Raw genomic sequence first — 14,067 nt, 5'->3', positions numbered from 1 at the left:
TTCTAAGGAACAGCTAAAGCTAATTAGACACTGGGTTAGAGAGAGTTTAAAGTAAATTTATCTAGGACAGCCCTTAACTATATAACTAATCATTTTTACTAGTTGAGAAAAAGATTCAAAAATTATGAAAAAATTTTAAGACCAACTACACCAACAACAACTAGAAGTAAGCATATTATTTTAAGTACAGAAACACTATCTCCGAGTACGATCATACCAAAGACTGCAGTACCAATGGCTCCTATAGCTGTCCAAATAGGATACGCTAAAGAAATAGGTAGCCCTTTCATAGATAGTGATAAAAAATGAAAACTTATAATCATTCCAATAATAACAATTGCAGAAGCTTTAAAGTTTGTAAATCCATTTGAATATTTTAATGCAACAGCCCAAACAATCTCAAAAACTCCAGCCAAAAGCAAATAAAACCATACTAACATAAACAAAACCTTCTATTATTTATAACTCTGTAAATTTAACTTTCTTAATAAGAATATATTAATTAAGTTAAAAGCCTATCTATTTCATTGGAAATTTTTTCAACAGAAAGACCGCTTTGATCTAACAATAAATCTTTAGTTCCATGATTTAAAAATTCATCCTTAAGACCGAAGTTTCTTATAGTTAAGTCCTTATTTAAATCTTTATTTAAAAGATATTCATTTACAGCAGAACCGGCCCCTCCAGCAATAGAGTTTTCCTCTAAAGTTATGATTATCTTATGGGACTTACAAATAGTATCCACCATCTGTTCATCAATAGGTTTCACAAAACGCATATCTATAACTGTAGCATTATATTTATCTGCTATTTGTTTTGCTAGAGGAAGTAAAGTTCCAAAATTTAATATAGCTATTTTAGATCCTTTTTTAATCAGTTTTGATTTTCCTAATTCCAAATCTAATTTATCTGTAATTTTAGCACCTATGCCAGCTCCTCGTGGATAACGTACCATAGCAGGACCATTATACTCATAACCTAAATCTAGCATATGATGAGCTTCATTTTCATCACTAGGTGTCATAATTACATGATTAGGAATACAACGCATAAATGATAAGTCAAAGCTACCATCATGTGTTGCTCCATCTGCTCCAACTAAGCCAGCTCTATCTACAGCATACAAAACATCTAGATTTTGTAAAGCAACGTCATGAACAACCTGATCATAAGCTCTTTGTAAAAAAGTTGAATATATTGCAACTACTGGCTTTAACCTTTGACAAGCTAATCCTCCGGCAAATGTCACAGCATGCTGTTCTGCAATTGCAACATCAAAATACCTATTTGGATACTCTTGAGAGAACCTTATTAGATCAGAACCTTCTTTCATTGCTGGAGTAACACCAACTAAACGCTCATCTTTAGCTGCTTTTTGACAAATCCAATTACCAAAAATATTTGAATAAGTTGGTTTAGAAGCTTTAGCAATATCATCTCCAGTATGAAAGCTTGGTGCAACATGATGAAACTTTATAGGATCTGATTCTGCTTTAGTATAGCCTTTACCCTTTTTAGTTATTATATGCAATAACTTTGGTCCTTTATGATCTTTTAAGATTTTTAAAGTTTTTACTAGCTCTTTAACATCATGACCATCAACTGGACCTACATAATAAAATCCTAAATCTTCAAAGAAATTTGCAGGGACAAACATACCTTTTGTCTGAGTTTCAATTTTTTTAACAAACTCAAACATTGGCGGGATATTCTTTAAAACTTCTTTACCTTTCTCTCGGATACTATTATAAAAGCCTCCAGAAATGATTTTGCTAAAGTGTGTAGAAAGCCCACCAACATTATCTGAGATAGACATTTCATTATCATTCAAAACTACTAAAATATCTTCTTTTATACCACCAGCATGATTTAAAGCTTCAAATGCCATTCCTCCAGTAATAGCACCATCGCCAATTACAGCTACTGTATTTGATAATTTACCCTTTAATCTATCGCCAATTGCCATACCAAGAGCAGCGCTAATTGAAGTACTCGAGTGCCCCACACCAAAAGTATCGTATTCACTTTCACTACGCTTTGGAAAGCCAGATATCCCACCGTCTTTTTTGATAGTTATTAGCTTATCTTTTCTTCCTGTAAGAATCTTGTGAATATAAGTTTGATGACCAACATCCCAAACGATATTATCATAAGGAGCATTATAAACGTAATGTAATGCTACTGTTAATTCTGTGGCTCCAAGACTACTAGCAAAATGACCACCACTAACATCAAGAGTATCTATCAAAAAAGTTCTCAACTCTGATGATAACTCCTTAAGCTGACTTTCAGGGATATACTTAAGATCTTTTGGAGTGTTTATTTTATCTAAAATTTTATATTTTGACATAGTATAAAAATGCTCACTTAATTTAAAAGTATAAAATATATACTAATTAAACTCTTCTTTTATATTCTGGGAAAACTATTTATTCCCATTCAATAGTTCCAGGTGGTTTACCTGTCACATCATAAACAACTCGAGAAACTTTTTTCACCTCATTGACAATTCTATTTGAAACCAAAGATAAGAAATCATAAGGTAAATTTGCCCATGTTGCAGTCATAAAATCTATACTTACAACAGCTCTTAAAGCTATCACATATTCATATCTACGTTGGTCACCAACGACTCCAACAGATTTAACAGGTAAGAAAACTGCAAAAGCCTGAGAAATATCTTGATATAAATTATGCTTATATAATTCTTCTGTAAAAATAGCATCTGCTTTTTGTAGAGTCTCTACATATTCTTTCTTAATTTCTCCTAATATACGCACACCTAATCCAGGACCTGGGAAAGGATGTCTATAAAGCATATTATATGGTAAGCCTAGGCCTAGGCCTAATTTACGTACTTCATCTTTGAAAAGTTCTCTTAGTGGTTCTAGAAGCTGTAACTTCATTTCTTTAGGTAAACCACCTACATTGTGATGCGATTTGATGACATGAGCTTTTGATTTATTATTACCAGCAGATTCAATTACATCACTATATATAGTACCTTGTGCTAACCATTTAGCATTTTCAATTTTTGCAGCTTCCTCATCAAATATATCTACAAAGAGTTTACCAATAATCTTACGTTTTTGCTCAGGGTCACAAGCGCCTTCTAAAGCTCTTAAGAATCTATCTTTTGCATTAACTCGGATAACATTAATATCCATATGCTCTGCAAAAACCTCCATTACTTGATCACCTTCATTTAAACGAAGTAAACCTGTATCAACAAATATACAAGTTAACTGATCGCCTATTGCTTCATGTAATATAGCCGCAACAACTGATGAATCAACTCCGCCTGATAAGCCTAAAATAACCTTATCTGAACCAACTTTTTCTTTAATTTCAATAATATCATTTTCAATAATATTATCGATATTCCATAAAGTGTCGCAACCACAAATATTAACAACAAAATTCTCTACAATCTGTTTACCATTTTCTGTATGAGTTGTTTCTGGGTGGAACTGTACGCCATAAAAAGGTTTAGTTTTATGTGCTATCGCAGCTACAGGGGCATTTATAGAAGATGCTATTATTTCAAAATGCTCACCAGTTTGAGTAACTTTATCACTATGACTCATCCAAACTAGTTGTTCATGATCTAAGTTAGAGAAAATATTATTTTCAGATTTTAAAATATTAATTACTGCCTTACCAAACTCACTTTGATCAGCGCCCTTTACTTCTCCACCATGTTGCATAACCATTGTTTGCATACCATAGCAAATACCAAGTACAGGAATTCCTAAATCAAAAATGACCTCTGGAGCTTTAACATGTGAATCATATACAGATTCTGGCCCACCAGAAAGAATTACTCCTTTTGCGCCATAGCTTTTAATAAACTCATCATCTATATCATGAGGAAAAATCTCACAAAAAACACCAACTTCTCTAACTCTACGGGCTATAAGCTGAGTATACTGTGAACCAAAGTCTAAAATTAATATCTTATGATTGTGTATATTTGTCATTATTTTTTCAAAAAATAAAGAAATGATTAATGTAGTATTTTATCCTAAAAGGACTTAATTGTAATTAGCTTTCAATAATAAAAAATGATTATTTAAATACTTTTAAGATTCTCTACCTCTTGCATAACACCTTGTATATTTTCTTGAATAACCTCTGTCGAAGCCTGTGTGACAATAAATACTTTTAAAAACAAGGCACTAATGATAGTAACGATTAAGTTATCATATGGAAATGCTACTAGTTTTAATTCATGAATATACGAAATCCCCCATAAACATACAATATATGCACAAACAAACCATGTTTGTTTAAATATTCTAAAAAAGTGATTTCTCATAAAAATAAACCAATAAAATACACATGCTAAGACAACTAGTATGACCAAACATAATAAATTAAAAGTCCCTGACCAGTATATAAAATATGAGCATGCTATAAATCCTAAATAACCAAACAAATTATAAAAAGGTAATTTAAATTTTCTTTCCATTTCTGGAAACTTATCTCTCAGAATAATCAAAACCACAGGTCCTGATAAGCAACTAAATAAAACTAAAGATGATAAGAAATTAACTAACGCTGTCCAAGTTGGAAATTGGAATAAAAAGATTAATCCTACAAAGAAGTTAATCCAAATACAAAATATTGGTACATGATTCTTATTTAACCTTGTTAAAACTGACTTTTTAAAAAACTCTAATCCAAATGCTTGAAGGATTCTACCAGTAACGGCTGTGAAAACATTTGCTGTCCCTAATGGTGCCACCATAGCATCAATAAATAATACAGTATAGATTATATGTAAACTAAACAAACTCAATAAACCTAATAAAGGAGCTACTCCTCCATCAAAACCTTTTATAGATCCTGGTATACAAAACATAAACAGTAATGATAGGGATATATACATAGTTAAACCAACTACTACTGGCGCTATTAAAGATAAAGGAATTGCTAGTTTAGGATTTTTTGCAGAGTTTGCAACAATTAATCCATTTTGAAATCCCGAGAAGGCAAATGCTAAACCAGAGCCTGTAATTGCTAATAAAATATGTTCAAAACTAATATTTATATGTGCAGTATTAGCATGGTAATTTTTGAAAGAACCGTATACAGCTAACATACCTACAGCAATAGCTATTGGTAAAAAAATCTTCCAAATACTAACTATTGAGTTAATTTTTGCGACATTTTTTAGCTGATAAGTATTCAAATAAGTTAAACTTAGCATAATTAAAAAGGCTATTGCTACACCATAATAAGATAAAAGAACACCTTTAGAACTAGAATCAACTAAATTTGGAAACCAAAATCCTAGATATTGAACTACTGATTGAGCTTCTAAAGGTAAGTATACTACATAACTAATCCATCCTAATGCGACAAATAAAAAGCCTAAAGTTCGAGAATGCGTAATCCTCAAAAATCTCATTGCACCAGAGACTATAGGTAACATAGATGCTACTTCTGCAAAACATAGTGCCACGAGCAAAGTAAGAAAAGCTGTAATAATCCATGATATTACAACACCTTGACCAGCTGTTTGAAAGCCATAATATGGTGAAAATAACCAACCACTCCCAATCATTCCACCTGTAGATATAAATATCACAGCCATTGTAGATAATTTTTTCATACTTATAAATCTATGTTTTTGTATCTACATATCAGTATAGCCAATACATTTTAAAAGTAATATATAATCAATAAAAATATTAGTCTTCTAATAATAAAAATTAGAGTAATTTAATATCGAAATAACATCACTATTAAGTCAAATTGGAATAATTAATAGAATAAGTTAGTTAGTCTTCGTTGAAACTGAAAATCTTGATATTTTATTCCAACAAAATATAATCCATGAGCCTTAGCTGTCTCAGCAGCTTGAGTTCGATCTTTTGCTTCCAAAAGCTCTTTTATCCATTCTGATGACTGTAAACCTAAACCTACTTTTAATAGTGATCCTACTAGATTTCTAATCATATGATGCAAAAAAGCATTTCCAACTACTTCAAAAACTATAAAATTTCCTTGCTTAATAAACTCAGCTTTTTGGATATTTCTAAAAGGGGTATTAGACTGGCATTGAGACGATCTAAAAGAACTAAAATCTTGCTCCCCTAAAAGATATTTACAAGCTTGATTCATCTTTGTAATATCAAGTTGGCGATTTTCCCATAAACAATGCTCCGCAAAAATAGGTGAGCTTATAGTAGAATTATATATAACGTAATTATATGTCCTATTTATTGCAGAAAATCTAGAATTAAAATCATTATCAACTTCTTTAATATCTAATATTTTAATATCTTTAGGAAGTAGCGCATTAGTACCTCTTTGCCAAGCATTTAAAGGCCTATCTGCATCTGAATAAAAATTGACAATCTGCGAAGTAGCATGTACACCAGTATCTGTTCTACCTGCACAAATTACTTCTATATTATGATTTGCGATTTTATATAAAGCTTTTTCTAACTCTTCTTGAACACTCGGAGAATGAGACTGTCTTTGCCAACCACAATAGTTTTTACCAAAATATTCTATTTGCAGTAAGTAATTTTTCATAATTCTTGTATATAAATAATATAAATGAGTATTGTATCAAAAATTGCTTTTAACAATCGATATATTTAATTTCGAATCTAATATTTTTTTAACTGGTTGGTAATATTTGGTGTCTTTTATATTTTCAATTTCTTTATGATTTGATTTTGTTATAGGAATATATTTATTTGAAAGGTTTAGCAAAATGATTTAGGTATACTGAATTTTGATGAAATTTTTGATTAGAAAATATTAATGCTAAGTTAGAAATTACAAATTTAAAGTTAAGAATTTTGATTAGAATTTAAGTCGATTTGATAAAGAATTACTCTACTTTCCCATGACATTGTTTATACTTTTTACCAGAACCACATGGACAAGGATCATTTCTTTTGATCTTAGGACCTTCTCTCTTGACTTGCTGAACTTTAGGGGCTTCTTCTTGTTGCTCTTCTTGCTCATCTTCTCTGTGGTTATTATCAATTACACTTTCATGTTCTGCTTTAATATCAACCATAGACTCTTTCCACTCTTCTTGAGCTCGTTGAGTTTCTTCTTCCGTAGAGATTCTGATCTTAGCTAAAGATGATATAACTTCATATTTAAAGTTATCAAGCATGCTTGAGAAAAGCTCAAAAGCTTCTTTCTTATATTCATTCTTAGGATCTTTCTGCGCATAACCACGTAGATTAATACTATTACGCAGATGATCTATCGAACTTAAATGCTCACGCCAGTGATTATCTAAACCTTGTAATAGTGAGAATTTTTCAAACTGTTTAATTGCTTCTGGTTCTAGATCTTTTGTTTTCTCACTAAACTCTAGAGTAATTGCTTCTCTCACAAGTTTCTTTAAATCTTCCTCACCTATATTTTCATCTTCTTGATATAGCTTTTGCAGATCTAAATCTATCATAAAATCAGATTTAAGAGCTTTCTCTAAACCTTCTAAATCCCATAGCTCATGCATAGAACCAGCTGGAACATAATCATGGAATAACTGTTCAGCCACATCTATACGAATATCTGCTAAAATATCACTAACATCATCAGCATCTAAGAAAGCTTGTCTTTGCTCATAAATAACCTTACGCTGTGTATTTACAACATTATCATACTCTAAAAGGTTCTTACGAATATCAAAGTGATAGTTCTCAACTTTACCTTGAGCTTTAGAGATAACTTTTGACATAAAACCAAAAGCTAAAGATTCACCACCTTTTAGACCTTTTTTAACTCTCTCAGCCATACCTTGAGATGCAAAAATTCTTAAAAGATTATCATCCATAGATAAATAGAATTTACTCTCACCTGGATCACCTTGACGAGCAGCACGCCCTCTTAACTGGTTATCAATTCTACGTGAGTCATGCCTCTCTGAACCTATGATACATAGACCACCTGCATTCTTGACAGTTTCATTACGCTGTTGCCATTCTGCTTTGATCTTAGCGATATCCTCTTCTGTAGGATCTTCTAACTCAGCAATTTCAACTTCCCAGTTACCACCTAGAATAATATCCGTACCACGACCTGCCATGTTTGTCGCGATAGTTACATTACCTGGATAACCTGCCATTGCAATAATACCAGCTTCTTTTTCATGTTGCTTAGCATTTAGAACATTATGCTTAATCTTTTTCTTTTTCAATAATGTTGATAAAACTTCTGATGCTTCGATAGATGCAGTACCAACTAATATTGGTTGTCCTTTAGAGATTCTTTCTTTAATATCAATAACAATAGCATCAAATTTTTCTCTAACACTACCATAGATCTCATCATGATGATCTTTTCTAATCAACGGTTTGTTTGTAGGTATAATAATAACTTCTAGTCCATAGATAGAATGAAGCTCAAATGCCTCAGTATCCGCCGTACCAGTCATACCAGCTATCTTGTTGTATAACTTAAAGAAGTTTTGGAAAGTGATAGATGCCATTGTCTGGTTTTCAGCATTTATTTTAACGCCCTCTTTTGCTTCAATAGCTTGATGTAAGCCATCTGACCATCTACGTCCAGGCATGGCTCTACCTGTGCTTTCATCAATAATTACAACTTCTTGATCACGTACTATATAATCAACATTTAATTGATACAGAGATTGAGCTCTTAAGCAAGCATTTAAATAATGCATCTTTGTAATATTATGCGGACTATAAAGATTATCATCTTCCTCAAGTACACCTTCTTTTTTAAGCATACTTTCAATTTTTGCATAGCCTTTCTCTGTCAGATATGCATTTTTAGACTTCTCATCAACATAGAAATCTTTTTGCTCTTCACCCTCTTCAAGCTGTTCTTTATCTTGTTTTTGTAAAAAAGGAACCAATCTATTAAAAATATTATACATATCAGAACTATCATCAGATGCTCCAGAAATTATTAGAGGAGTTCTTGCTTCATCAATCAAGATTGAATCAACTTCATCTATAATTACATAGTTACGACTTCTTTGAACCTGTTGTTCTTTTTCATAAGCCATATTATCTCTAAGATAATCAAAACCAAACTCATTGTTTGTACCATAGGTAATATCACAAGCATAAGATACTCTACGCTGTTCTGAATTTAGGTCTGCGACAATTACACCAACAGTCATACCTAGAAACTCATAAATTTCTCTCATTAAATCAGCATCACGTCTAGCTAGATAATCATTTACTGTAATTACATGGACACCTTCTCCCGTTAAAGCATTTAGATATGCTGGTAACGTAGCAACCAAAGTTTTACCTTCACCAGTTCTCATCTCAGCTACCTTACCTTGATGCAGAACTATACCGCCAATAAGCTGAACATCATAATGGCGCATATTTTTAGTTCTTTTTGCAGCTTCTCTAACAACAGCAAAAGCCTCAGGTAATAAACTATCTAAAGTCTCACCTTTGCTTAATCTTTCTCTAAACTCAACTGTTTTATCTTTAATTTGTTGATCTGTGAGCTTTTCTATTTCTAGCTCAAGTGAATTAATTTTCTCAACTGTCTTAGAAATTTTCTTTATAAACCTATCGTTACGACTACCAATAATTTTTTGAACTAAACCTAACATTACTATTTAACCAACTCTCTTATAAAAATTTACAATAAAATATAATACTCTGAACATACATTATATAGAGTTTATAAGAAATTTAAATTAAGATAGATACAATATTATCAACAATTGTAGCCAAACTCATAATAATGAGGTACTTATTTACTAGCTTAGCTTGCTTAATACTTTTAGGATGTAGTACGTCACAGCACAAATATTATAACCCATTAGATTTCAACAATAGTAAAACTAGTAGTGAAACAAAAAGAGATATTATTGATATATCTAAAAATACAAACAGACAGAAATCGGTTGCTCCATCATGGTTTACAGCAGGACAAAATAATTCTGATAACTTTTTATATGGCTTTGGCACAGGAGTTTCTTTTGATCAAGCCATAAATAATGCACTAGCAGATATGACTCAGAGATTGCAAGTAACTGTCTCCTCAACAACGACTTATGAAAACACTATAAATAATAAAGATGTTTCACAAAAGTTAATTCAGCAAGTCACGACACAAACAACTAAAATCAATATCCCTAACTATAATATCATCAATCAAGCAGAATCCTACGATACTTACTATATTGAGATACAAATTAGTAAAAAACAAACTATCAGAAATTTACAAAACATAATAAAAAGCAATATTAAACAAGCAACAAAATCCTTAGAAAACACTCAAAATAAAAGTTCTCTCTATAGGTTTGATATGGCACAAAATATAAATGACAATATTAAAATTATCAAAAGTAGTATTAGAACATTACTAATATTATCTCCTGATATAAATGTCGATCAACAAATGCTAGAAATAAATAATATAGAAAATGAACTTATAAACCTAAAAAGAAGTATTCAAATATATGTAGACAAGCAAGATAGTGGATTTTTTTATAATTCTTTAGAAAAATTCTTAAAGGTTAATAACTACACAATTGTTAATAATAAAGATCTCGCGAATATCTATATTACCTTAAAACTTCAAAATTATAATAATACTTATGAAAATCAAAACTATTGTTTAAATAATATAATTGAACTTCAAGTATCTGATAATACCTCAGGACAAATATATCCAAAGCAATATAAAGTTAAAGCATGCTCAAAACAAGGTAGATTAGTAGCTATAGACAAAGCAACTGAAATATTTTATTCTCAATTAGATAATGCAAAGAGAGTCTACTAAAATGACCATAAAAATAATTCCTGAAAAAGTTTCTAAAATAAACTCACATAAAACCCGAAAAAAGATAACTAACTCTACTTTTTCAAGTAAAGAGCTTATAAGTAAAGCTTCATATCTAAAAACATCTCTTGAAATTGCAAATAAAGAATTTAAAAAAATAAATCTACCATATTTAAATGAAACAGAAGTAGTATTCTACTCACCAAATAAAATCATTATTCAAAGTAATCGGGAAATATTAAAATCTAAAGTCAAAGAATTACATGATCAATTTATTGATAGATTAAATAAAAGTACTTTTTTCTCACAACTTAATAAAATAGAAATAATAATAGATTACAACAAACCTCAAAATATAAATACTAAGCTGATAAATAAAGATACAAAAGAAGCTATTGAAAAATTAAAAAAAGAATTAAAGTTATAATTATTTTTCGTCAACAATTCCTAAAGCAACTTCCATCATATTTGTAAAAGATTCTTCTCTTTGTTTTGAAGTTGTAGACTCTCCCGTGATAAAACTATCAGAAATAGTAACAACTGCAGCTGCTTTTTTACCTAGCTCATTTGCTGTAGCAAATAGTGCTGCTGTTTCCATTTCAACTAAACCACACTTATGGTTCTTAACTATCTGCTTGTAGTCATGTTCATCTTTTCTATAAAATACATCACTACAATGAGCTTTTGCAACTTTAAGCTCAACACCCAATCTTTTCGCTGATTTTATTAATCTCTCATTTAATTCTTTATTAGCAGACACATTACGTACATTTTCACCAGTAACAATTTTTATATAGTCTGACTCACCATAACTTTCATCAATTAAGACAACATCATATACTTCAAGTTCTGCCTTATATGAGCCTGCTGAACCAACCCTAATAATATTCTCAACATCATAATATTTAAAAAGCTCATAAGCATAGATACCCATACTTGGCATACCCATACCAGAACCCATAACACTTACTTTCTTACCCTTATAAGTACCAGTATAAGCATACATATTTCTAACAGCATTTACTCTTGTTATATTTTCTAGGTAATTTTCAGCTATATATCTAGCTCTTAATGGATCTCCCGGCATTATAACAGTCTTTGCAAATTCTTCTTTTGTCAATGCTTCTATATGAGGAGTAGGTAATGACATATCTCTTTCCTTATTTATAGTAATATTTAATAAAACTCTTTGAATTATATTAGCATAATTATAAAAGTTTTATTATTTTTATAACGTATTATATAACTGAATATTTTTAATTTATATGAAATAATATAGATATACAAGCTATATTTAAATTAATATTAAGAATTATTATTTAAAGACTTTCTTCAGGTGAATTATTATTTGAATTACTTTGATCATCTGCAACTGGAGCAATAACTTTTCCTTGCTCTTCTTGAGGCTTATAGCTATCACCATAGTCTCCTGGCTCACGTACATCACGTCTTGCCATTAGATCATCAACTTGCATTGCATCTATAGTTTCATACTTCATCAAAGCATCTGCCATAGCATGTAAGATATCTATATTTTCTTCTAGAAGCTTCTTCGCTTTTGTATAGCTTGCCTCTATTAACTTACGAACTTCAGCATCAACTTCTCGTATAGTAGAGTCAGAAAGCTTAACTGATTTTCCACCACTACCGCCAAATGGGCCGTCATCTTCAACATCATACAAGATTGTTCCCATAGAATCAGAAAGACCCCAACGAGTTACATAGTTACGTGCGATATCAGTAGCTACTTGTATATCATTAGATGCACCAGTAGTTACATGATCATAACCAAAGATAAGTTCTTCTGCTATTCTACCACCAAATATACTACATAAACGCCCATGAAGTACTAATCTACTTTGACTAACAGTATCACCCTTAGGCATATACATAGTCACACCTAAAGCTCTACCTCTAGGAATAATGCTCACTTTATAAACTGGATCGTGCTCAGGCATTAATCTACCAATTATAGCGTGACCAGCTTCATGATAAGCTGTAAGCTTTTTCTCTTTTTCTGTCATCGCCATAGTTCTTCTTTCAGAACCCATTAGGATCTTATCTTTAGCTTTTTCAAAGTCAGCCATTGTAACTTTATTTTTAGATTCTCTAGCTGCAAATAAAGCTGCTTCATTAACAAGGTTTGCTAACTCTGCACCAGAAAAACCGGGAGTTCCTCTAGCTATCCAGTCAGCTCTTACATCATCGCCAAGAGCTACTTTTTTCATGTGTACTTTTAATATAGATTCACGACCTTTCACAGTTGGTAAGCCCACATCAACCTGTCTATCAAATCTACCTGGTCTTAATAATGCTCTATCTAAAACATCAGGTCTGTTAGTTGCCGCAATAACGATAACACCTTCATTATCAGCAAAACCATCCATCTCTACAAGCATTTGGTTAAGAGTTTGCTCTCTTTCATCATTACCACCGCCCATACCTGAGCCTCTATGACGTCCAACAGCATCTATCTCATCAATAAATACTAAACAAGGCGCTTTTTTCTTTGCTTGATCAAACATATCACGTACACGCGATGCACCTACACCGACAAACATCTCAACGAAATCAGAGCCCGAAATAGAGAAAAAAGGTACCTTAGCTTCACCAGCAATAGCTCTAGCTAATAAAGTTTTACCAGTACCTGGAGGTCCAACCATCAATACGCCTTTAGGAATCTTACCACCTATTTTTTCATATTTTTTTGGTTCACGTAAGAAATCAACTATTTCAGCAACTTCTTGTTTTGCTTCATCAACGCCCGCAACATCTTCTAAAGTTACCTTGATTTCATCTTCACCAAGTAATTTTGCTTTACTCTTACCTACTGAGAATGGTCCACCTTTACTTCCACCACCAGCTTTTATCATCATATAGATAAAAAAGCCAAAAATAAGAAGCATTGGTAACCAATTTAGTAAAAATGCTAAAAATAGGTTTGGTTTTTCTGGTGCTTTAGCTTTTATTGTAGCTTTACTATCCTCGAGTTTATTAACTAACCCTCCATCTAAAAGAGGCGCATAAGTTACAAAACTCTCACCAGAAGTTGTTTTACCTTTAATTGTTCTACCATCAACATCAACCGAGCTTATTTGATTATCTTTTAGTTTTGAGACGAAAGTAGAATAATCTAAACTGTTAGATGATGAATTTGTATCATTGATTCCATTGAAAAGTAGCAACATTCCACCAATGATCAAAACCCAAAAAATAATATTTTTTATCATATTATTTTTATTGCCATTATTTTGTGCCATATAATTATTTTAACCCTATTTGACTTTTTATTTCTAAAATCTAATTTTTGAC

Annotated in this window: 10 protein-coding genes; 2 read left to right on the top strand and 8 right to left on the bottom strand. The window is 31.4% G+C overall.

Annotation, left to right across the window (positions count from 1 at the left end):
• Positions 1-122 precede the first annotated feature (122 nt).
• The 6 genes from R8535_RS06580 to secA all read right to left on the bottom strand — a co-directional run bounded on the left by R8535_RS06580 (position 123) and on the right by secA (position 9,577).
• A complete protein-coding gene (locus tag R8535_RS06580) occupies positions 123-440 on the bottom strand; it encodes a DMT family transporter (protein WP_329497634.1) in 318 nt (105 codons plus the stop codon).
• A 62-nt stretch (positions 441-502) separates the two neighbouring features.
• Positions 503-2,350: a 1-deoxy-D-xylulose-5-phosphate synthase gene (gene dxs / locus R8535_RS06575; RefSeq protein ID WP_329497635.1), complete on the bottom strand. Its 1,848-nt coding sequence runs from the start codon at positions 2,348-2,350 to the stop codon at positions 503-505.
• Between the two features lie 79 nt (positions 2,351-2,429).
• A complete protein-coding gene (guaA, locus tag R8535_RS06570) occupies positions 2,430-3,980 on the bottom strand; it encodes a glutamine-hydrolyzing GMP synthase (RefSeq protein ID WP_329497637.1) in 1,551 nt (516 codons plus the stop codon).
• A 92-nt stretch (positions 3,981-4,072) separates the two neighbouring features.
• A complete protein-coding gene (locus tag R8535_RS06565) occupies positions 4,073-5,617 on the bottom strand; it encodes an APC family permease (RefSeq protein WP_329497638.1) in 1,545 nt (514 codons plus the stop codon).
• A 152-nt stretch (positions 5,618-5,769) separates the two neighbouring features.
• Positions 5,770-6,546, bottom strand: a complete 777-nt coding sequence (truA, locus tag R8535_RS06560) for a tRNA pseudouridine(38-40) synthase TruA (protein ID WP_329497640.1) — start codon at positions 6,544-6,546, stop codon at positions 5,770-5,772.
• Positions 6,547-6,850: 304 nt separating this feature from the next.
• Positions 6,851-9,577: a preprotein translocase subunit SecA gene (gene secA, locus R8535_RS06555; RefSeq protein WP_329497641.1), complete on the bottom strand. Its 2,727-nt coding sequence runs from the start codon at positions 9,575-9,577 to the stop codon at positions 6,851-6,853.
• A 134-nt stretch (positions 9,578-9,711) separates the two neighbouring features.
• Here secA and R8535_RS06550 point away from each other — a divergent pair, with 134 nt between their 5' ends.
• Together R8535_RS06550 and R8535_RS06545 are read left to right on the top strand one after the other, a co-directional pair.
• A complete protein-coding gene (locus R8535_RS06550; protein ID WP_329497643.1) occupies positions 9,712-10,755 on the top strand; it encodes an LPP20 family lipoprotein in 1,044 nt (347 codons plus the stop codon).
• Between the two features lies 1 nt (position 10,756).
• A complete protein-coding gene (locus R8535_RS06545) occupies positions 10,757-11,182 on the top strand; it encodes a hypothetical protein (RefSeq protein ID WP_329497645.1) in 426 nt (141 codons plus the stop codon).
• Here the strand turns inward: R8535_RS06545 and deoD are convergent, their stop codons facing one another.
• Entirely contained in the window at positions 11,183-11,905 is a 723-nt protein-coding gene (gene deoD / locus R8535_RS06540; RefSeq protein WP_329497647.1) for a purine-nucleoside phosphorylase, read from the bottom strand.
• A 169-nt stretch (positions 11,906-12,074) separates the two neighbouring features.
• Positions 12,075-14,015 (bottom strand): ATP-dependent zinc metalloprotease FtsH, encoded by a 1,941-nt coding sequence (gene ftsH / locus R8535_RS06535; protein WP_329497649.1) that lies wholly within the window; start codon positions 14,013-14,015, stop codon positions 12,075-12,077.
• Positions 14,016-14,067: the final 52 nt, after the last annotated feature.

This window comes from Francisella sp. 19S2-4 (genome assembly GCF_036281795.1).
GTDB lineage: Bacteria > Pseudomonadota > Gammaproteobacteria > Francisellales > Francisellaceae > Francisella.
This window is presented reverse-complemented; position numbering and strand designations above follow the sequence as displayed.